Here is a 22,357-nt window from a genome sequence, read left to right on the forward strand (position 1 = left end):
GATGTCGCAGGACAAGAACCCTTACGAGCAGTACGTTCAACATGCGGCACCAGAGGCCGGCTCGAGCAATCCGTATGCGGAGTTTGCCCCGCCTCGTCGGCTGAGCGGAGCGCCGGCGGCCGAGCCCAAGGCCGCTGGGTTTGGCGAGGCAGCATGGCGTGGCTTCAAGCGGAGCCTGCCGGAGACGAAAAGCCTCCTGTACGGCGCGGCCGCAGCCACCGGCGGGTTGGTTGGTGCCGATGGGCTGCGAGACTGGGGATTGGAGAACTACCAGCGCGTGCAGCGTGAGGAAGTTGAGCCGCTGCAGAACAACTCGTCGTTCAAGGGGTCGGTATCGGGCGATGCCTCCTTCGGCGAATGGGCCGGCGACACCCTGGGCAACTTCGGTGGCCAGGCGCTTCAAAGCCTGGCCGTCTCTGCGGCCGGCGCTGCTGCAGGTGGTGCTGCCGGCGCTCCTGCAGGCGGTGTTGGTGCTGCGCCCGGCGCGGTGGTCGGCGCGGTGGGCGGTCTGGTCGCCAAGACCGGCGCCAAGAAGCTCATCAACGCAGAAGTGCGCAATCTTGTGGAACAGCAGTTGGCCAAGGGCGTCGGCCTCGAGGCGGCGGAGCTGGCGGGCTCGCAACTGGCGAAGAAGCGCCTCGCGCAGCTCGGCGGGGGCGCCCTCGCCAACACCGGGTTGAATGTTGGGCAGGAAGTTGGCATCGCGTACACCGGCCGAGCGGACGATGCCGCAGAGGCCGGCGAGGCTTTGACCAGCGGTGACGCCGCGCGCGCGATCGCCTGGGGCGTTCCGGCCGGTCTGGTGGACTCTGCGGCCGAGGGCCTGATCGCGGGCCGACTGTTCCGAGGCGCCTCGGCGAGCCCGCAGATGGGGCGTCGCATGCTGACGGGGGCAGTGGAGGGGGCGATCACCGAAGGTGCCACCGAGGGCGTGCAGGCGGTGATGGAGCGCGCTGGCGCGCGGCAGGCGCTGACTGGTGCGGAGGCCTACGACGACTATCTCGAGAACGTCGCCGCCGGTGCGCTGGGCGGCAGCGTGCCGGGCGCCGCGTCAGGCTTCCGCCGCAGGCTGCCGCAGAACGCGCCGGAGGAACAGTCCAGCGTTCCGCAGCAAGCTCCGCTGGCGCTACCGCCACCTGAGGCGGTCACCGTCGACCCCGAGGGGCAGGCGGTCACTGCGGCCCAGGCGTATGCGCGCGACGCGGCTGATGCGGCGTTTGCTCAGGAGCGGCAGAACATCGGCCTGACGCCGGATGTAAATCAGGCGCGCGCTCAGCACCCTGCGGCCGCGCCGGTGGCCACTCCGACGCTGCCGGATGGAAGCCCGGTACCGGACGCCTCGAATGGCCCGCTGTCGCGGGCAGTGAATGTTGCCGTGAACAATGGCGCAACGCAGGCTGCCGCCGACGTGCAGGCGATGACGGCCGCATTGCAGGGCGAGCCCGTTGCTCCCCGCCAGGGCGAATTGATCGAGAGCACCGCGCGCCGCTTGCCGTCCGCGCCGCGCGGCGTGGATCCGGCCACCGGGGAAGTGCTGCAGCGGCCGGGTGCTGATGAAATGCGCTCCTTCCTGCATCGGCAGATGGAGACGAATGGACGCATGCCGGCCGTGAGCACGCTGGCGCGCGCCATGGGTGTTGATGCGTCCGAGGCCCAGCAGGTGGTGAGCGATGTGTTCGCTGATCGCCGTGCCCTGAACGAAGAGGCGAAGACCAATGCACGAGCTGCCGGACGATCCGAAGCCGGACGAGGCGACCTGGCGCGCGGCGCTGTGGACGCTGGCGGGGTTCCAGTCGAAGGTGTCGCTGTTCCGCAGCCTGTTTCTGGCGCAGAAAGCCCCCGCAGCGCCCCCGCCACCGCGGCAGTTGAGCGGGCGGCGACTGAGCCCCTGACCGCTCCGTCGGTCGTCCAGGCCGCCGCAGCAGAGGCTGCGACGAGCCCGGCGAACGCGCGTCCCGAGCCGACCGAGGCGCAGAAGGAGGCCGGCAACTACAAGAAGGGCCATGCGCGTGTGGCTGGCCTGGATGTGTCGATCGAGAATCCGGCCGGCACCAGCCGCCGCCCCGAGTGGCCGCCGCTGCAGGACCACTACGGGTATTTCAAGGGTTCCAAGGGCGCCGACAAGGACCACGTGGACGTGTTCATGACGGACCGGGCAGAGGACGAGAGCCTGCCCGTTTTCGTGGTGGACCAAGTGAACAAGGATGGCTCCTTCGATGAACACAAGGTGGTCATGGGGGCGCCGTCGGAAGCGGACGCCCGACAGACCTATCTGCGCAACTACGAGCCGGGCTGGGGTGGCCTGGGCGGTATCACGCAGATGTCGCAGGAGGAGTTCCGCCGCTGGGTGAAGGATCCGAGCAAGACGACCGTGCCCGCTGCTGCCCAGCAGGTTCAACAAGCGGCACCTGGACGCGCCGCGATCGACACCCGCGAAGTGGATCGAGTCATGGGCGCAAAGGCGTCCGAGCTGACCACCGTGCGCAACGTCCACGGCGAAGCCTTCAAGGTGCGCAAGAAGGATCTGGAAGGTTCCCGCGTACTGCTGCCGACGTACGACGCCAGCGGAAAGCCCCGTATGACCAAGCAGGGCGTAACGCGCCTGCACCGGGACAACATCGCCAGCGATGAGCAGGTGGCCACCTACAACGCGGGTGCGAAAACGATCACCCGCCGTGGAGCCCGCAACACGAAGGAAGAGGGCTTTTCCAAGCCCGAGGTGGTGGAGCGCGAGATCAAGCGGCGTGGGCTGGATCCGGCGGACTATGAGGTGCGCAAGCACTTCGGCGGCTATGTGGGGGTGCTGAAGGACGCCCCGGACATCGCGATCAAGAGCCAAACGCCGACGGCCGGCAACGAGGGCCGGGGTGCCCAGCCGACCAGCAAGGGCGATGGCGCCGCGCGCACGGAAATCCATCGCAAGATCGACCAGGAGTTCGCGGAGAACCTCGAGGCCATCGCAGAGGAGGGCATCGGCGCCGGTGACACCGTGAAGTTCCGCTCCGGCGATGAGACCCTGGCTGCGGAGGTGATGGAGATCGACAACGAGCAGGGCACGCTGCAGGTCCGCCTCGAGAACGGTGCAATTCGCATCGTTCCCGGTCGGGTTGCGGTGAAGCCCGGTGGTGACGCCGCGCCGACGGGCAAGCCGGAGAAGAAGGCCAAGAGGGCCCCGCGCGCTCCCGAGGCAAGCGCGAACACCATTTTCACGGAAGATGCGGCCGAGAGGGCGCGTGCGACTCTTCGTTCCAAGCTGAGCCAGCTCAACTCCGGGATCGATCCTGAGATCCTGCAGGCGGGCATCACGCTGGCCGGGTACCATATCGAGAAGGGCGCCAGAACCTTTGCGGCGTACGCCCAGGCGATGCTGGCCGACCTTGGCGAGGGCGTGCGTCCATACCTGAAAAGCTGGTACATGGGAGTCAGGTTTGACCCGCGCGCAACCGATTTCGAAGGAATGGACAGTGCGGCCGCCGTTGAATCGGCCGACGTGGACGCAATCGCCGCTGCTGCGGCACAGACCGAGTACACCGAGCAGGGGAATGCTGATGAGCAACCGACTGGACCCGAACTGGGTGCGGCAGATCAAGCAGGAGCACAAGCGCCTGCAGGCCGACGAGGACGTGATGCACAACCAGGAGCTGCATCGGCGGATTCTGGCAACGTGGAAGGAAACCAACCCGGCACTGCTGGCGAGCCTGCAGCGCGAGGGGATGGCCGACGCACTGGCGTACGTGCTGCAGCAGAGAATGTGGACGGAGCAGGACGAGCTGATGGCAGCCGGGCTTCCGGTGACCGACGCGCGCGAACAGGCCGAGCGGAACAACCTGATGCTGGATCCCAGCGCCGCGGCGTAGCGAAGTCGCCGACGGAGGTCAGTCCGGCCAATCCTGGGCCGGGGAACTTCCACATCGCGGATCCGACCGCAATCGCTGGTGGCGGTCCGGTGGCTCGCTTCAAAAAGAGCCAGGCCGCGATCGAGCTGTTCAATGAGCTGTCTGCCGTGGGGCGAGAGCCCACGATTGAGGAGCAGGCTGTCCTTGCTGGCTACACCGGCTGGGGCTCCTTCGGCCAGGAACTGTTCCAAGGCACGTGGGAGCGGCCCCGTCCGAAGGCCGGATGGGAGCAGCGCGACGCGTGGCTGAGGGAGAACCTTGGCCGTGAAGCATGGGAGAGCGCGCAGCGCTCGATCACGAATGCTCACTACACGGACCCGCCGACGGTCGCCGCCATGTGGGACATGGTGAAGACCATGGGCTTCCAAGGCGGCCGCGTGCTCGAGCCGGCAATGGGCATCGGCAACTTCTTCGGGCTGATGCCGCAGGCACTGCAGCGGCGCAGCCAGCTCGCCGGCATTGAGCTGGACCAGACCACCGGCGGCATGGCCAAACTGCTGTACCCAGGCGCCAACGTGCGGGTGATGCCGTACCAGGAGTCGAAGACCCCCGACAACTTCTACGACCTGGTGATCGGGAACTGGCCATTCGAGAACACCGTGATTGCGGACCGGCGGTACCAGCGCCTGAACCCGCATCTGCACGACTACTTCTTCTTGAAGGCCCTTGACCAAACCCGTCCGGGTGGTCTGGTAGTGGGCATCACGTCCGCCGGCACCATGGACAAGAAGGGGTTCGGCGTCCGCGCAGAGCTGGCGAAAAAGGGCGAGCTGTTGGCCGCATTCCGCCTTCCGTCCGGAGCGTTCGAGGAATATGCCGGCACGCAGGTGGTCACGGACATCCTGATTCTGCGCAAGCGCGACGTGCCGTTGGCGCAGGCGATGGATGCCGGATGGATCGAGTCGAAGGAGCTGATGACCCCGGCCGGCGAGCCGGTGCTGGTCAACGAATACTTCCATGCCAATCCTGACCATGTAGTGGGGCAGATCGACCACGGGCAGGGCGCCAACAGTGCTCGGCCAGGGATGCTGGTACGCCGGCCGGCCGACATGGGCGCCGAGTTGCAGCGTATTGCCCGCCTCGTGCCGAAGGGGGCGTACCAGAAGGATGCCCGCCCGGCGCAGGTCAGCTACATCACCAATCACACGGCCGATCGCGAGAACGCCCTGACCAAGACGGAAAAGGGATTCTTCATCGTGCGCGGCGAGCACCTGGCGCCGGCCAGCGAGGTGATTGCCTACGCCGTCAAGGATCCGGCCAAGACGGCCGCGCGCGAGCGCCAGCTCTCGAGCCTGATCGATATGCGGCAGCAGTATGCGGCCCTGATCGAGGCGGAACGGGCCGGTACCGACGCAGAGCAGGCGCGCACGGCCCTTCGAGCCCTCTACGATGGCTTCGTGCAGGAGCATGGCCGGCTTGGAGCGAGCTACGGGCTGCAGTACCTGCGGAAGGTGGACGATCCGTTCTACCCGGCGCTGGCGGCACTCGAGGTTCCGGATAGTCGGACGCAGGGCTTCCGGCCCGCCCGGATCCTGACGGAAAGCACCACGCGTGGCGCTCGCCGCATTGAGAACCCCAGCGTGGCGGATGCCTTTGTGCTGGCCCGCAATCGGTCGATCAACCCCAGCGCCGCCGAAATCGCCGAGATCGCCAGCCGCCCCGAGGCCGAGGTCAAGGCCGAGCTGATCCAGCAGGGCGCCGTGTTCGAGCTCCCTGGCGGCGACATCGTGCCTTCGGACATCTACCTGTCGGGTAATGTCCGCGAGAAGCTGCGGCAGGCGCAGGCAGCCGTAGCGGAGGGCATGGGGCACATTCAGCGCAACGTGGACGCGCTGAAGGAAGTAGTGCCTGCCGACATTCCCTATTACAAGATCGAGACGCAGCTCGGCGCCACCTGGGTGCCGGTAGATGCCTACCGCGACTACATCGCGCACATGCTCGGTACCGAGAGTGCACAGGGTGTTGAAGTGTCCTTCTCGGCCGGCCGCTGGCGGGTCCGAATTCCCGATTCAATGAAGGGGAGGGCGGAAGCCCGGACCAACTTCGGAACCGACAAGGTGCCGTTCCAGCGCCTGATGAACGCGGCGATCTCGAATCAGACCATCACGCTGCATCGCCCTGCCAGGGACGGCGGAGGTGTGGATGTCGACGCAACGAAGGAGGTGACGGAGAAGATCGCCAACATCCGCGGTCGCTTCGCCGAATGGTTGTGGAGTGACGCCGAACGCAAGGTGGCGGTGGAACGCGAGTACAACGAGGTCCGCAACGCCTACGCAACGCCCAAGTTCGACGGTTCCTTCCTGAGCTTCGAAGGTATGGCGCTGTCGTTGGGCAGCGGCCCGTTCGACCTCCGCGACCACCAGCGGAACGCCATCTGGCGAGGCCTGGTGATGCGCAAGTCCATCAACGCCCATGAGGTGGGTACCGGCAAGACGTTCACCATGGGCGGTATTGCCGTTGAATCGCGGCGCTACGGCATTGCCAAGAAGCCCTTGCTGCTGGCGCACAACGCCAACAGCGCCAGCGTGGCTGCTGAGATCCAGATGATGTACCCGGCTGCGAAGGTTCTCTATGTGGACAACCTGTCGCCGGCGACCGTCGATGTGAAGCTGCGCCAGATCGCCAACGACGATTGGGATGCCGTGGTGCTGCCTCATTCCCTGATGGATCGCCTGACGTTCCGGAAGGACACGCTGATGGGATTGGCAGCGGAAGAGATCGCCCAGCTCGAGGAGGCCGCGCACGAGGCCGCCAGCGATGATGGAACGAAGCTCACGCCCGAAATGCTGGCGGACGAGGATGAGCTGAAAAAGCTGCGCTCGCCGACGGCAAAGGAGCTGGTGAAGATCCGCAATCGCATCCTGAACTCGATCCAGATCCAAGCCGACCGTGCGTCGCGGCCTGGCGCCATCCCGTTCGAGGAACTGGGGATCGACATGGTGCTGGTGGATGAGGCCCACGAGTTCAAGAAGCCGCCGTTCACTACCAAGATGCGCATGAAGGGCTTGCAGACCCAATCCTCAGCGCAGTCGATTGGACTGAACTTCCTCACGCGCTACGTCCGCACCAACAACAACGGCAACAACGTGCACCTGTTCACGGGCACCCCGGTCACGAACACCATGACCGAGGTGTTCCACCAGATGCGGTACGTGATGGCGGAGGAGATGGAGGCGGCCGGCGTCGACCAATGGGACGGCTGGTTCGGATCGTTTGCGCGCGAAGTGCAGGATGTCGAGCTGAACGCGGCTGCCGAATACGAGGCGGTCACCCGCCTGGCCGCCTTCATCAACGTGCCCGAACTGCGCCGGATGGTCGGGCAGTACATGGACGTGGTGTTCGCCGATGACATGCCGGAAATGCGGCCGCGCCGCACGGCCTCTGGCAAGCGGCTGGGCGACAAGACGTTGACCGAGGCCGAGAGCGCTGAGCTGCTGAACGGCCGCACAGAAGGGGCCAAGGATCGGCCGTACAAGAAGGTGGTTGTTGAGACGGCAGACCTGACGGCGCCGCAAAAGGCTGCCTTCGAGCGCATCCAAGGGTATGCCCGCTCCTGGCGGGGCATGACCAGCAAGGCCCGAAAGGAGGCCATGCTCGCCGGCTTGCCCGAGTCGCCCATCATCACCGAAGGGCTGGCGAACAAGGCAAGCCTGGATGTTCGCCTGCTGGACGGCGAGAAGTTGGCCGGCCAAGAGGGCCGCGCGGAGGATGACCCGAACAGCAAGGCCAGCCGCCTCGTGCGTAACGTCGCGGACCTCTACCGCAGCCATCCGGAGGCGAATCAGGTCATCTTCACCGAGCTGGGGATCTCGACCACCGCCACCCGCAAGGTGGGCCCGGTGGGAGCGCGCATGGACCAGCGCTACAAGGTGTTCTCCACGATCCAGGACGTGGTGGCTCGTCTGGTCGAGCAGGGCATCCCGCGCGACCAGATTGCCCTGGTGGATGGGTCGACCAGCAAGGAAAAGCGCAAGGAAGTTGCCGACCGCATGAACCGGTCGGAAATCCGTGTGGTCATTGGCAGCACCGCATCGCTGGGTGTCGGCGTCAACATGCAGCGCAATCTGCGGGCCATGCACCATCTGGACGCACCGTGGATGCCCGGCGACCTCGAGCAGCGCAACGGGCGCGGTCATCGACAGGGCAACCAGTGGAACACGGTGCTCGAGTACCGCTACCTGACGGACCGACTCGATGGCCGCCGCTGGCAGGTGCTCGCGGTGAAGGATCGCTTCATCAAGGCGTTCCTGCGCTCCAAGGGCGATGAGCGAGTAATCGAGGGAGAGGCGGCAGCGGAGGAGCAGAGCGACATCCTGCAGACCTTTGCGGAGGCGGCTGGCGATCCGCGCATCCTGATCCGGGAAAAGCTCCGCAAGAAGATCGAAGGCCTGCAGTCGAGGGAGCGCCTGCACAGCCGCGGCATCGCTGATTCGCAATCCAAGATTCGCTCGATCAGTAACCGTGCGGACCGCAATGAGGTGGTGCTTTCGAAGATCGAAAAGGCCGGCGCGGTTGACGCCGTGGACACCTTGGTGGCGATGAATGCCGGCAAGGGCTTCTCCATGGACGTTGACGGCAGGGCCCATGCCGACCGGAAGGAAGCGAGCGAGGCGATCGGGAAGTGGATCTCGGCCAACATGCGTGTTGGTGATGGCCCGGAGCGAGTGGCCACCTTCGGCGAGTTCCCGGTGAAGGCCATGTGGGACCGCTACGCGGAGGTGCCGCACCTGGTGCTGGATGTGCACGGCGTCGAGATCACGTCGAACCAGCCCACCGTGGCGAGCCTGGAGGCAGCGCTGCGCCGCTACCCGGTAGAAGTGCGGGAGCTGGCCGAAGGCATCGCCGAGGATCGCGCGACGGCGGAGCGGTTGCGCAAAGCCACGACGGAGCCCTTCCACATGGGCGACCAGCTCAAGGCGGCCGAGAAGGCGCTTGTGGAGCTTGAGCGCGACATTCAGGCCAATCCGGTTCCACCGCCGGCATGGCTCCGCAGCGGCGCTCCCGTCGAGACCGAGGTGGTTTGGAACGGCAAGACGTTCGAGGTGACCGGCCACCGGTGGACCGCTGACGGCTGGTTCGTGGTTGGCCGCGACGCACGCGGCGAGGTGGCCATTCCGTACGCGGAGGCGACCGACGGCCAGGGCATGCCGCTGTACGAGCCGCGCACCTTCGAATCCCCGGTGCTGGTGGACAAGAAGGCGGCACCGGCTGAGGCCGTGAAGCTGTCACGGCCGGCTGAGGTCGCCCACCGCGGCATTTCGGCAGCCCAGGCCAAGAAGGCGATCGGCACGGTGACTGCGAAGTGGGGCAGCGAGGCGCCGGCGGTGGTGGTGCTGGAAAGCCATGCCGATCTGCCAGCACGGGCAAAGAGCGATCCCGAGCACGTGAGCGCGGAGGGGTTCTACGACGACTCGACCGGGACCGTCTATCTGGTGGCCAACAATCTGAGCAGCCCGCAGCGCGCTCTGCAGGTGCTGTCGCATGAGGCGGTGGGGCATTTTGGTATCGAAGCCATCACCGGCGACCGCACGTGGGCGGACATTGCGCGGACGATTGACCGCATGCGGGCCGGAGGAAAGCACGCCGCCCTGTTTGCTGAGATCGACCGCCGCTACCGGGGCGCGAATCGGGAAATCGGTATCCGCGAGGCCGTGGCCGTTATGGCCGAAAAGGGCGTTCGCAACAGCGTGATCGATCGAGCCGTCACGGCGGTGCGCAACTTCCTGCGGCAGCTCGGGTTCACGCTGCAGTTGAGCGAAGCGGAGCTGAGGCAGCACCTGGTCGCGGCGTCGCGATATGTCCGAGGCGGAGCGCGTCCGCGCGCGAGCAGTGCAGGTGCTGGCCTGGCCTTCTCCCGCACTGCCGGCGACCTCAACCAGTCCATTCCGGTAGTCGATGTCACGGTGGGCGACATATCGCCGGACCTGCCGCCGAAGGAGGCCCGTCGCGTGGCTCGCGACTACCTGGTGCGCATGCGCGATGCCGGCACGGTGATGCACAACGACGACAAGGGCTGGGACATCGGCCTCACCCGTCGTTCGATCAATGAGCTGGTGAGTTTCCGACCCGAGAAGCTGCTGCTGGTGCCGGCGCTGCCGCAGATCACGAAGGCGGCGGTACTGGGACGGTCACGCCCGAACGCGGACACGTCTGCGGTGAACCCGTCTGGCGATTCGGTGGTGGCCTATCACGACTTCTACGCACCGGTCCGGATCGGCGACGACCTGCGTGTGGCCCGCGTGGTGGTGCAGGAGCAGCGCAACGGGAAGTTCGCCTACGACCTGCAGCAATCGGATGTTCTGGAAAACGTAAGCCCCGCAGAAGCCGTGCGCGAACCCGGTCACATCCAAGGCGCGTCACGGCCCACAACGGGGCTCACGGCGCTGACCCTATCGCAGTTGCGGGATGCGGTCAATTCCGTGGATCGCCCCGGTTGGGTTATGTCAAGACCCGATCAGGTCCGCAGCCCCGAATTCAGGGAGTGGTTCGGTCGGTCGCAGGTGGCCGATGCCAGCGGCGATCCGAAGGTCGTGTACCACGGTACCGGCGAGGAGTTCTGGTCGTTCGATCCGGCAAGGCTGGGCCGTTCTACCGGGCACATGACGGCGCCACTGGGCTTCTTCTTCGATGAGAGCAAGGCGAAGGCGAAGCGGTACGCCGAGAAGGCCGCAGACGGTGTTCCCGCCGATGAGCGCGTGATCGACGCCTACCTGTCGCTGCAGAATCCCAAGCCCATGACCCTCGATCAGTTCCTCGCTGTCGATTCCTTCGAAGAGGCGAAGGCGCTTCGCTCGGCCCTCAAGGCTGAGGGGCATGACGGTATCCACCTTGCTGAAATCGGGCAGTGGATCGCGTTCGAGCCTGGTCAGGTGAAGTCGGCCACGGCCAACACCGGCGCGTTCAATTCGCGTAACGCCGACATGCGCTATTCGAAGCCCGATCCGGAGGCCACTGTTGCGGCCGTGGACGCCGCGTTGGGTGGACCGTCGAGCCGTGTGGCGGACAAGCTGAAAGCGATGTTCAGGGGGCTGAAGCCCGAGAATCTCCGCGAGAACACTCGGCCGGCCTGGCTCGGTGCGCTGACCTTGCGGCATCTGGCCGAGCTGGGCAGCGACTTGCATCTGCAGCAGGTCGCGGCCTACGCGGACCGAGTGCAGCAGATGGCTACCGACCGCAACATCATGCAGGAGGAGGCCGCAGGGATCGCGGATTCCTGGGAGAAGTTCCAGCGCAAGGACCGCGCCGGGGCTGATGCGACCGCGAACCTGATGCACGACACCACGATCGAGGGTGTCGACCCGTCCCAGGACTATGTGCCGTTGCGTACCGGCGCCACCCGCCGCGGTCCCGACGAGATCGTCACCCCTGCCAGCATCGAGCGCCGTAAGGCCTCGGTGGCAGAGGACATGCGCCAGGCGCGATCGTCGGAGGCTGTGGGCCGCCTGGAGGCCGAGCTGCAGGCACTGGATGACTTGCTCGCACAGGAGCAGGCTCGAAAGGCGGTCTACCCCGAGTTGGTCCGGCGCTTCCTGGCGCTGCCGGCCGCCGGCCAGCAGCTCTACCGCACCGCCAAGCAGGCCTACGTCCGCCAATCGGAACAGATGGAGCAGGCCCTGATCGACCGCATCGAAGCACTGCAGGCCGACCGGAAGTCCAAGGCGACGATGGTGAGCCAGATCCGACAGCAGTTCGAGTCGGCGCGTTTGAATGGTCCCTACTTCCCGCTGCAGCGCTTCGGTCAGTTCTGGATCTCCGCCACGGACGCTGCTGGCGAGCCTGCCTTCCTGATGTATGAGAAGGTCGAGCAGTGGCGGGAGGCACAGCGGGAGCTGCCCGCGCGCGGCTTCACCGTGAAGAAGGCGGGCCGCAAGCTCGATGAGGCCCGCAGCCTGGCCGGTGCCAGCGGCGGCTTCATGGCCGACCTGCAGGAGCTGCTGGCCAACGCCGGCATTGACGAGAGCACACGCGACGACGTGTACCAGCTCTACCTGCGCACGTTGCCGGAGCTGTCGGTGCGAAAGCACCAGATCCACCGCAAGGGCACGGCCGGCTACAGCGCAGACGCCCTGCGGTCGTTCTCGTCAAACCTCTTCCACGGTAGCTTCCAGGTCGCGCGGCTTCGCCATGCCCACGAGCTGGACGCCGATTTGATGGACATGAAGGCAGCCGTTGACCGGTTGACCGAGAGCGATCCGGAGCGCGCGGCCAAGGGGGCGGCGCTCTATAGCGAAATGAACAAGCGGCACGAGTGGGTGATGAACCCCAAGGACTCCAAGACGGTCAGCGGGCTGACTTCGCTGGGCTTCGCCTGGTACCTGGGCACCACGCCGGCGGCCGCGCTGGTCAACCTGTCGCAGACGGCCATCGTTACCTTCCCGGTGCTGGCCGCCCGCTTCGGGGTCGGCAAGGCGTTCTCGGCCCTGTCGTCCGGGATGGGCCTTGCGCTGCGCACCGCGACGGGCGACATCACCGGCAACCTCAATGCGGAAGAACGTGCGGCGTACCACGTCTGGCGCACGTCGGGCGCGATCGACAAGTCCCAGGCGCACAACCTGGCTGGCCTGTCGGAAACGGACACCCGCGCCTTTAACCCTGCGGTGCGCAAGGGCATGCAGGTGATCTCCTGGTTGTTCCACAAGGCGGAGGTAGTGAACCGAGAGGCAACCGCGTTGGCGGCCTTCCGCCTTGCGCGCCAAGGTGGCCAGACGTTCAACGAGGCGGTGAAGTACGCCGGTGATGTGGTGACGGAGAGTCACTTCGACTACAGCAACGCCAATCGCGCGCGCTTCATGCAGAGCAACGCAGCTAAGGTGCTGCTGCTGTTCCGGCAGTACAGCCTGAACATGACGTGGTTCCTGTGGAGAAACCTGTACCAGTCGATCAAGGGCCAGGCACCGGAGGTCCGCCGCGAGGCGCGCACGAAGCTGGGTGGGGTGCTCGGCATGACTGGCCTGTTCGCTGGCCTGATGGGCATGCCGCTGACCTCGGTGATGTTCGGACTGGCTGATGCCGCGGCGTCGGCGTTCGGCGATGACGACGACGAGCCGTTCGATTCGGAGGTGGCGTTCCGCAACTTCCTTGCCGATCTGCTGGGCGCGGATGCGGCCAGAATCTTGGCAAAGGGGCCGGTCGACTACTTCACCTCGGCCAGCATCGGCAGCCGCGTGAGCCTCAACGATCTGTGGTTCCGCGAGCCCAACCGCGAGCTGGAAGGCAAGGAAATGGCCGACTATCTGCTCGAGCAGGCCGGTGGCCCGTTGTTCGGCGGGATGCTGGTCAACACGCTGCGCGGCCTGGCACAGGTCCAAGAGGGGCACACCTGGCGCGGCGTCGAGACGATGATGCCCAAGGCGGTCAAGGACGGCATGAAGTCGGTCCGCTACACCACTCAGGGCGTCAACACCCTGCGCGGCGACCCTGTGATCGAGGATCTTGGGGTAGGCGGTTCGCTGTTGCAGCTCGCGGGATTCTCGCCTGCGAGCCTCAACGAGCGGTACGAAGGCATCAACGCGGCCAAGAACTACGAAAAGCGCCTGCTTGACCGCCGCTCATCGCTGCTGAATGCCTACGCGATGGCGTGGCGGGCGGGTGACGCCGATACGGTCACGAAGGTGTTGGGCAAGATCCGCTCGTTCAACGAGGCTCAGCCGGAGCTGGCGATCAACACGTCCACCATTCGCGACTCGCTGCAGGCCCGCATGCGTTACAGCTCCCGAGCTGAGGGTGGCGTTGTGCTGAACCCGAAGATCGCTGACAAGGCGCGGGAGGAGGCGCGCTTCGCCGAGTAGTCAGCGCCTGGGGCGGAGCATCCTCTCGGCAATGATCGGGAGGGTGCATTGCCTGGGGTCGGCAGGATGCCCGACGTAGCCCGTCGGGCACCCGCCGAAGAAGCCGCGCTTCACGAACTGCGGCACGTCTTTTTCACAGCGATCCACATTCGCCGCCGGCGCGTGCTGGCCGTCGGGGCACACCTTGAAGCACGACTTGCCGACCGGCTTGAAGCCGGCAGCGCACTGCGGCTGCGCGTAGCGCGCATATGGGTTTGGTTCTTCGGCAGCGGCAGCGGTGGCAGCCAGAGCCAGGGCGAGCGCGGCGATGATGCGGAACATGACGATCCTCCTGATGTCAGGAGCGAATGATCGCCGGGTGCGGCCGGCGTGTCGAATCGTTCCGCTACAGCGGCGCTGGCAGCGCCTCAGTGGTCAGCTCCTCGCCAGCCCGCCATTCGCCGGTCTGCCGGTCAACGTGTAGCACCCGCGTGCTGCCGCGCTTGGCCACCAGCACCAGATCGATGGTTCCCTTCCATGACCGGGTTTGGACGGGCTCTATCCCGCGATGGTAGATGGCGATTCGCTCGAATGTATCTGCGACCATCTGGCGAGCCTTGATACGGGCGTCATAGTCGAGCGCACGCACACCCTCCACCAGATCGGCCCAGGCCTGCGCCAGCGCCGGCGGCGGCGTGGCGGCAGCGCTGGACAGCTCGTGCTCGAGCGCGTCCACCTCGGCCTGCTGTCCGGCCAGCGTCTCTTCCAGCTCGCGGGCACGGCGCATGAAAGCAGCCGGGGCCTGGCCGGCGGCCGCCGAAAGCAGGGCATCGGTTACTTTTTCGATCTTGGCGGTGGTGTCGGCGACGGCCGCGCGGGCCACAGCGAGCTGGCCACTGATGCTGGCCTCCCGATTGCCCCCCTCGTGGAGCCGGGTCAGGTTCATCTGGTCGGCGCAGAAAGTCATAAGCGCGTGCTCGATCGGTACCACGCTGCAGCTCCCGGAAACCGCGCAGCCCGAGCCCTGGGAGTTGCCGACGCAGATCATGCGGCGGTGCCCGTGCTGCGGCTGGCCATCCGCCCGGCGACCGCGATTCATCAGGTTCTGCGCAACCATGGCCGAGCCGCAGTATCCGCAGTAGGTGACACGCATGCCGGCGATCAGGCTGGGGATCTCGCTGGTACCCTTGCGGCGGATGCGCTGGCCGGCGACGTGCTGCAGGTCGGCAAACTCTTCTGCCGTCAGCAGGGGCGGGTAGTAGCCCGGCAGCCGGTACTCCTGGCCTTCCACCTCGAGCACCTTCTCACCCACCAGCGCCCGATTGCGGACGATCTTGTAGAGCTGGCCGGCGGGGTTGCCTCCGTTGGTGATCTGCAGTCCCTGCTCCTCGAGGGCGCGCATGATGGTGACCGCGCCATTGCCCTCGCGGAACATGCGGACGGCCAGCCGGACAGCCTCGGCTCGCTCCGGCACCAGCTTGAACTCGCCGGGCTTGGTCAGTTCCAGCCAGTGGGGGTCACGCCCGTTCCGGATAACCCCGCGCCAAGTGCCGGCGATCCAGCCCTGGCATTGCCGGTGAATCGCGGCGCGCACGCGTTTGCTCTTGGTGTCGGACTCTTCGTGGGCCCGGATCATCACCAGCAGGCTGTAGACGAGATCCATGGGCTGGGCCTTGAGCCCGGCCCTGTTGTACTCGCGGCCGTCACTTGCGGTCACCACGGTGATGCCTGCGTTGATGATCTGCGCCAACTGGGCCTGCGCCTGAATGGGCTCGGCGCGGCTGAGGCGGTCCAGGCCCTCCACGATCAGCACCGACCCGGAGGGGATCCGTCCCTCATCTATGGCCGCCAGGAACACCCCGAGGGCACCCTTTTTCACGTGGCGCTGGTGGTAGGCGGAAAGGCCCTCGTCCTGCATGGAAAGGGCCGAATCCAGGGTCATTCCGTGCTCGGAGGCCCAGCGGCGAGCGTACTCGAGCTGGCGGTCGGCACTGCTGCCGGCCGCCTGCTTGGGATCACTGAAGCGCAAGTAGCTGTAAACTCTCGCCTTTGTAGCCATAGAGCCAGGTGTCGCAGTGTCGGATCGCAGGAGTATAGGGTTTATTTCTTTAGGGTGCCCGAAGGCCCTCGTCGATTCCGAGCGCATCCTTACCCAGCTCCGCTCGGAGGGCTACGACATCGTCCCGTCCTATGATTCGGCCGACGTGGTGGTGGTCAATACGTGCGGCTTCATCGATTCGGCAGTGACCGAGTCGCTGGACGCGATCGGCGAGGCGATGAACCAGAACGGCAAGGTCATCGTCACCGGCTGCCTGGGCAAGCGTCCGGAACAGATCCGCGAGGCGTACCCGAACGTGCTGGCGGTGTCCGGCCCGCAGGACTACCAGAGCGTGATGGAAGCGGTGCACGAAGCGCTGCCGCCCAAGCACGATCCGTTCGTGGACCTGGTGCCCGACTACGGCATCAAGCTGACCCCGCGCCACTATGCGTACCTGAAGATTTCCGAGGGCTGCAACCACAAGTGCAGCTTCTGCATCATCCCGTCGATGCGCGGCAAGCTGGTCTCGCGCCCGGTCGACGAAGTGCTGCGCGAAGCCGAGCGCCTGGTGCGTGGCGGCGTGCGTGAACTGCTGGTGGTGTCGCAGGACACCTCGGCCTACGGCGTGGACGTGAAGTACGCCGAGAAGATGTGGCGCGACAAGGCCTACCAGACCCGTCTGAAGGAGCTGTGCGAAGGCCTGTCCGAGCTGGATGCCTGGGTGCGCATGCACTACGTCTACCCGTACCCGCACGTGGACGAGGTGGTGCCGCTGATGGCGGAAAACCGGATCCTGCCGTACCTGGACATTCCGTTCCAGCACGCCAGCCCGCGCATCCTGCGCCTGATGAAGCGTCCGGGCGCGGTCGAGAAGACCCTGGAGCGCGTGCAGAACTGGCGCCGCATCGCGCCGGACATCACCGTGCGTTCGACCTTCATCGTCGGCTTCCCGGGCGAGACCGAGGCCGAGTTCGAAGAGCTGCTGTCGTTCCTCGACGAAGCGCAGCTGGATCGTGTCGGCGCGTTTGCCTACTCGCCGGTCGAAGGCGCCACTGCCAACGATCTGCCCGACGCCGTGCCGGAGGAAGTGAAGCAGGAACGCCTGGCACGCTTCATGGAGAAGCAGGCGCAGATTTCCGCCGCGCGCCTGGAAGCCAAGATCGGCACGGTGCAGCAGTGCCTGGTCGATGCCATCGAAGGCGACATCGCCGTGGCCCGTTCCAAGGCCGATGCGCCGGAAATCGACGGCCTGGTGCACATCCAGAACGCCGACCAGGTGCCGCTGCGCGTGGGCGAGTTCGTCGATGTGGAGATCACCGAGAGCGACGAGCACGACCTGTACGGTGACGCGCTGGCGGCCGCCACCCGCCCGGCGTTCGATCTCAAGATGCTGTGACCGCCGCCGCCGGTGACAACGGCGGCCCCCGGCGCTTCGTGCCGCCGCCACGTGCGGCGGTCGATCCGCAGGCATTCAGGCATCCGCTGTTTGGCGGGCTGCAGGATTTTCGTGACCTGCTGGACGGCACTGCATGGCCGTCCATCGCTGCGCTTGATACGCGGCTGGGATTGCCCGGCAAGCGCCTGGTCGAGCAGGACGCTGCGCTGCTGGCCGACGGTCTGCACTACGAGGTGCGTATCGCGCAGGGACGCATCGCCACCCGCGCCGACAACTGGCATGACCTGTTCAATGCACTGGTGTGGGCCCGTCTCCCGCAGCTCAAGCAGGCACTCAACGCGCAGCAATGCCGGCATGTCGAGGCGATGCCGCCGGGCCAGCGCAACCGCGCGCAGGCAGCACTGACCCAGTTCGATGAAACCGGCGTGATCGTGCGTGTGTGCGATGACGCGTTGCTCGCGGCATGGGATGGGCATGACTGGCCTGCGTTGTTCGAGCCGACGCGCTGGCACAGCGGTGACGTCGCCATCGCTGCGGTATTCGGCCATGCGCTGATGGAACAGGCACTGCTGCCGGGGCGATTGCTGGTGGGCAAGTGCGTGGTGGTGCAGGGTGACGACAATGATGACGCCTGCGTCGCAGCGGTGGCCGCGGCCATCGTTGAGGGCGGGGCGATCACCGATCCAGCGCAGCTGCGGCCGCTGCCGTTGGCGGGCATTCCCGGCTGGCATGAAAGGCAGGATGCCGCCTTCTACGCCGACACCGACTACTTCCGTCCGCTGCGCGCCGGCCGCGCGTACCCGCCGCCGTTGCACGCGGCCCAGTAGAGTCGAGCTCGCTCGACTGCCCCGTTGCGTAGCGTCGAGCTTGCTCGACTGGCTGCAGGTGTAGTCGAGCAAGCTCGACTCTACAACGGCAACGCAGTCGAGCATGGCTCGACTCTACAACGGTGCGTACTCCACGCCGATCACCGCGAAGGTGAACTGCCCGCCGGGCAGCTCCACTGAAAATTCGTCATCCAGCCGCTTCTTCAGCAGCGCCCGCGCCAGCGGCGAATCGATGCTGATCCAGCCCAGGCCGGCGTCGGTCTCGTCCGGGCCGACGATGCGGTAGCGGCTGGTGTCGCCGCTGTCGACGTTCTCCAGGTCCACCCAGGCACCGAAGAACACCGCCTGCGGATCGGTCGGCGTGGTGTCGACCACGCGCAGCGCTTCCAGCCGCTTGGTCAGGTAGCGCACGCGGCGGTCGATCTCGCCCAGCTGCTTCTTGCGGTAGGTGTACTCGGCGTTTTCCGAGCGGTCGCCTTCTGCAGCGGCCGCGGCCAGTGCCTTGACCACCTCCGGCCGTCGCACCCGCCATAGCTCGTCCAGTTCGGCCTTCAGCCGGGCGTGGCCGGCGGCGGTGATCAGAGCGGTGCTCTTTTCTGCGGGGGGACGCCAACGGGACATGCAGTACGACTTCTCTTGCGATGGGGAACGGGCGCGTCGCACCAGGCCTGGCGCGACGCGCGGAAACAGCAGGTGGTCCTCAGCGCTTGCCGCCGAAGATGCCGCCCAGGATGCCACGCACGATCTGGTTGCCCAGCTTGGTGCCGACGGTGCGCGTGGTCTGCTTGGCCATGGTCTCGATCATGCCCTGGCGGCGCTTGGTGCCGAAGATCGCGTCCTTGATCGACTGGCCGAAGCCTCCTTCCTGCGCCTCGTCCTGCTCGCGGCTGCGTGCGGCAGGGGCCTGCGCCTGTTCGGTCGCCTTCTGCGCGCGCTGCGCCAGCAGCTCCGCCGCCGATTCACGGTTGATCGCGGTGTCGTAGCGGCTGCCGACCGGGCTGCCGGCGCGCACCTGGCCGCGTTCGGCGTCGGTGATCGGCCCCATCCTGCAGCGCGGCGGCGCGATCATCGTCTGCTGCACCGGCATCGGTATGCCCTTGTCCTGCAGTGTGGACACCAGCGCTTCACCGGTGCCGAGCTGGCTGAGCACCTTGGCCACGTCCAGTTTGGGGTTCGGCACGAAGGTCTCGGCGGCAGTCTTCACCGCCTTCTGGTCGCGCGGGGTGAACGCACGCAACGCGTGCTGCACCCGGTTGCCGAGCTGGCCGAGGATGTTGCCCGGCACGTCGTCGGGGAACTGCGAGCAGAAATACACGCCCACGCCCTTGGAACGGATCAGGCGCACGACCTGCTCGATGCGCTGCACCAGCGACGGCGGCGCATCGTCGAACAGCAGGTGCGCCTCGTCGAAGATGAAGACCAGCTTCGGCTTGTCCAGGTCGCCCACTTCCGGCAGCTGCTCGAACAGTTCCGACAACAGCCACAGCAGGAACGTGGAATACAGCTTGGGCTTGAGCACCAGCTGGTCGGCGGCGAGGATGCCGATCATGCCGCGGCCGTCGTGATTGACCCGCATGATGTCGGCCAGCTCCAGCGCCGGTTCGCCGAAGAAGTGCTCGCCGCCATCCTGGGCCAAGCGCAGCACCGAGCGCTGGATCGCGGCGATCGACTGTGCGCTGACCAGCCCGTACTCGGTGGAAATGTCCTTGCGCTCCTCGGCCACCAGGCCGAGCAGGGCACGCAGGTCGTCCATGTCCAGCAGCAGCAGGCCACGGTCGTCGGCCAGCTTGAACACGATGTCGAGCACGCCGGCCTGGGTGTCGTTCAGCTCAAGGATGCGCGACAGCAGGGTCGGGCCCATTTCGCTGACGGTGGTGCGTACCGGATGGCCGAGCTTGCCGTAGAGATCCCAGAAAATGGTCGGGCTGGCGGCCGGGGCATAGTCGGCCACGCCGATTTCGGCGGCACGCTGCAGCAGGTTCTCGGCACCGGTGCCGGGTACGGCCAGGCCGGACACATCGCCCTTCACATCGGCCAGGAACACCGGCACGCCCAGCCGCGAGAAGCCTTCGGCCAGGGTCATCAGGGTCACCGTCTTGCCGGTGCCGGTGGCGCCGGCCACCAGGCCGTGGCGGTTGCCGAGTTTCGGCAGCAGGGTGACGGCAATATCGTCGGTAATGCCTTTGCCGAGCAGAATCGGATCCATGGTCCAGCCCTTGTAGTGAATAGCCCAATGTTAACGGGCAGGGGTGACGGTCCGAAGGTCCGGCTTGCCCCGACCTTGGCGGCGCCGCTACTCTGCCTGCCTGTTTCGCACACAGTGCCATCAATGCCCGTTCCTGTCCTGATTTCCCGCGGTTGGCCGCTGCTGGCCCTGGCCGGCCTGGTTTCCCTGGCGCCCGACGCCCATGCGCAACGGGTTTCGGCCCGGGACAAGGTGAAGGTCGATGCGCTGCAGCAGCGCATGACGGCCGCCGAGAAGCGCTACAGCGACGCCCTGCTGCTGGTCGCCAATGCCGACCCCAAGGGCAGCAACGAGGCTGATGCCGCGCTGGAGGACATGGAAGATGTCCTCAACGACTGCGTGAAGCAGAAGGGCTGCCAGATGGGCACCCTGCTGGCCAGCTACAAGCGCCTGCTCAAGCATGACGCCGATGCGGCGGCCAGCGATGACGTGGCCGATGAGGGCGGCGACCGCCTGGAAGCCGATCCCGACCATATCGGTCCGCTCACCGCAGACGTACCCGAGGCGGCCCGCGCCGCCGCACTGCTGAACGACAAGCGGCACGCCTTCGACACGATGGTCGAGTACAACCCGGCGGTGCAGGCCGGCATCCGCCGCTGGCTGACCGACATGCGCCCGGCGCTGCTGACCAGCTATGAGAACTACCAGAACCTGCGCGCGGTAATGTGGCCGGAGTGGGAAAAGCGCGGGCTGCCCGAGGCGCTGCTGTTCGGCATCATGGCCAAGGAATCCAATGGCCGCGTGCATGCCTCCTCGCGTGCGGGTGCCGCTGGCCTGATGCAGTTCATGCCGGCCACCGGCCGCCGCTTCGGCCTGGGCCCGGACGGCACCGGTTTCGACACGCGTTTCGACGCGCGCAGCGCCGCCGAAGCCAGCGCCAGTTACCTCAACGAGCGCCTGCGCGAACTCAACAACAACGTGGAAATGTCGGTGGCCGCCTATAACGGTGGCGAAGGCCGCGCCGCGCGGGTGTTCAAGCAGAGCGCTGGCCAGAGCTTCTGGACCGACAGCGTCTACAACCAGTTCCCGGGCGAGACCAAGGACTATGTGCCGATGGTGATCGCCGCGGCCTGGATCTTCCTGCACCCGCAGCAGTACGGCGTGGAGTTCCCGAAGATCAGCGCGCAGCCGGCCACGCTGCGCCTGGCCAAGTCCACCACCATCTACGAACTGACCATCTGCCTGGGCAGCCACGGTACCCGTGATGGCTACATGCGCGCGCTGCGCAACCTCAACCCGCGCTATGAGGCCGATGGCTGGATTCCGGCCGGCACGCTGATCAACGCCACCACTCGCATCGCCGGCCTGTACCAGCGCAACTGCGTCAGTGGCCCACGCGCGGACCTGGCCCGCACCCTCATCACCGCCGACCTGAACGCGGCGATCAAGCGCCCGACCGCGGCCAGCTACACCGGCAGCGTGGCGGTGGGCGGTGTGGTGCCGGTGGCCGATGCCGCAGCCTCGACCAGCGTGCCGACGACACCCGTGGCGGCGGTGGCGACCCCGCGCCCGGCGCCCGCCCGGGCAAAGCCGGTGCGCAGCCACAAGGTGGGCAAGGGCGAGACCCTGGGCGCCATCGCGGCGAAGTTCCAGTGCGACGTGCCGACCCTGGCCCGCGCCAATGGCCTAAAAGCCCCGGCCTACAGCCTGCGCCACGGCCAGACGCTGAAGCTGCAGGGCTGCGACAAGTAATCCCCCCACCCCTGGAACCCGCATGGACCTCGAAGACACCCGCAACCTGTTCGCCAACCTCCGCGAGAACACCGACTGGGACATCAACGGCCCGTTGCTGTGGGGGTACTTCTTCGTTCACTCGACCGCCGAGCCGCTGCAGGCCCTGGCCGACCACCTGCAGGCGCAGGGCTACACCTTCGTCGAACTGTTCGAGCAGGAGCCGGAAGAAGGCGACGCGCCGTTCCATGTGCTGCACGTGGAGCGCGTGGAGATCCACGACGAAGCCTCGCTGGACCGCCGCAACCAGGAATTCGCGGCCCTGGCCACGGAAAAGGGCGTGGAAGACTACGACGGCATGGACGTCGGCCCGGCCCCGGCCCTGCAGTAACGCGTGTACCGGTAGTGGTGCGTGGTCAAATATCTTCAAGGCCTACGGGCATGTTTTGGACCGCGGAGGCAGCCGGCCTCAGGAACTCCAACACGGTTTGGGGTTGGTTGCGGGACTTGTCTTCAA

The 22,357-nt window shown here is 66.5% G+C and carries 9 protein-coding genes; 5 read left to right on the forward strand and 4 right to left on the reverse strand.

All coding sequences use genetic code 11. The features are described from left to right. Position 1 precedes the first annotated feature (1 nt). Positions 2-13,684, forward strand: coding sequence for a PLxRFG domain-containing protein (locus tag SSKA14_RS08905; protein WP_008267244.1), 13,683 nt, complete (start codon positions 2-4; stop codon positions 13,682-13,684). On the opposite strand, the gene SSKA14_RS08910 is transcribed toward SSKA14_RS08905, so the two are convergent. Together SSKA14_RS08910 and SSKA14_RS08915 are read right to left on the reverse strand one after the other, a co-directional pair. Further along, complete coding sequence (locus tag SSKA14_RS08910) at positions 13,685-14,005, reverse strand: hypothetical protein (protein WP_040007360.1); 321 nt, start codon at positions 14,003-14,005, stop codon at positions 13,685-13,687. Between the two features lie 64 nt (positions 14,006-14,069). Continuing rightward, positions 14,070-15,809: a recombinase family protein gene (locus SSKA14_RS08915; RefSeq protein WP_040007361.1), complete on the reverse strand. Its 1,740-nt coding sequence runs from the start codon at positions 15,807-15,809 to the stop codon at positions 14,070-14,072. Between SSKA14_RS08915 and rimO the strand changes: the two genes are divergently transcribed. Together rimO and SSKA14_RS08925 are read left to right on the forward strand one after the other, a co-directional pair. Continuing rightward, positions 15,739-17,097, forward strand: coding sequence for a 30S ribosomal protein S12 methylthiotransferase RimO (gene rimO / locus SSKA14_RS08920; RefSeq protein WP_040007362.1), 1,359 nt, complete (start codon positions 15,739-15,741; stop codon positions 17,095-17,097). The two genes, SSKA14_RS08915 and rimO, sit on opposite strands and share 71 nt — an antisense overlap. Then, the gene (locus SSKA14_RS08925; RefSeq protein ID WP_008264867.1) at positions 17,094-17,924 is read left to right on the forward strand and encodes a DUF3025 domain-containing protein; all 831 of its coding nucleotides are present in this window, start codon (positions 17,094-17,096) and stop codon (positions 17,922-17,924) included. Before rimO ends, SSKA14_RS08925 begins: the two co-directional genes overlap by 4 nt. A 114-nt stretch (positions 17,925-18,038) precedes the next feature. On the opposite strand, the gene greB is transcribed toward SSKA14_RS08925, so the two are convergent. After that, the gene (gene greB / locus SSKA14_RS08930; protein ID WP_008265494.1) at positions 18,039-18,545 is read right to left on the reverse strand and encodes a transcription elongation factor GreB; all 507 of its coding nucleotides are present in this window, start codon (positions 18,543-18,545) and stop codon (positions 18,039-18,041) included. A 79-nt stretch (positions 18,546-18,624) separates the two neighbouring features. Further along, entirely contained in the window at positions 18,625-20,130 is a 1,506-nt protein-coding gene (locus SSKA14_RS08935; protein ID WP_008265229.1) for a helicase HerA-like domain-containing protein, read from the reverse strand. 123 nt (positions 20,131-20,253) lie between these two features. Here SSKA14_RS08935 and SSKA14_RS08940 point away from each other — a divergent pair, with 123 nt between their 5' ends. Next, a complete protein-coding gene (locus SSKA14_RS08940; RefSeq protein WP_008268347.1) occupies positions 20,254-21,861 on the forward strand; it encodes a transglycosylase SLT domain-containing protein in 1,608 nt (535 codons plus the stop codon). Positions 21,862-21,883: 22 nt separating this feature from the next. Then, on the forward strand, positions 21,884-22,231 hold the full coding sequence (locus tag SSKA14_RS08945; protein WP_008267600.1) for a ribonuclease E inhibitor RraB: 348 nt from the start codon (positions 21,884-21,886) through the stop codon (positions 22,229-22,231). Positions 22,232-22,357: the final 126 nt, after the last annotated feature.

The sequence above is a fragment of the Stenotrophomonas sp. SKA14 genome, from assembly GCF_000158575.1.
GTDB lineage: Bacteria > Pseudomonadota > Gammaproteobacteria > Xanthomonadales > Xanthomonadaceae > Stenotrophomonas > Stenotrophomonas forensis.

Coding starts and splice junctions, on each gene's coding strand:
- SSKA14_RS08915 (WP_040007361.1), bottom strand. CDS start 15,809: ATGCGCTCGGAATCGACGAGGGCCTTCGGGCACCCTAAAGAAATAAAC.
- SSKA14_RS08935 (WP_008265229.1), bottom strand. CDS start 20,130: ATGGATCCGATTCTGCTCGGCAAAGGCATTACCGACGATATTGCCGTC.
- SSKA14_RS08940 (WP_008268347.1), top strand. CDS start 20,254: ATGCCCGTTCCTGTCCTGATTTCCCGCGGTTGGCCGCTGCTGGCCCTG.
- SSKA14_RS08910 (WP_040007360.1), bottom strand. CDS start 14,005: ATGTTCCGCATCATCGCCGCGCTCGCCCTGGCTCTGGCTGCCACCGCT.
- SSKA14_RS08905 (WP_008267244.1), top strand. CDS start 2: ATGTCGCAGGACAAGAACCCTTACGAGCAGTACGTTCAACATGCGGCA.
- greB (WP_008265494.1), bottom strand. CDS start 18,545: ATGTCCCGTTGGCGTCCCCCCGCAGAAAAGAGCACCGCTCTGATCACC.
- SSKA14_RS08945 (WP_008267600.1), top strand. CDS start 21,884: ATGGACCTCGAAGACACCCGCAACCTGTTCGCCAACCTCCGCGAGAAC.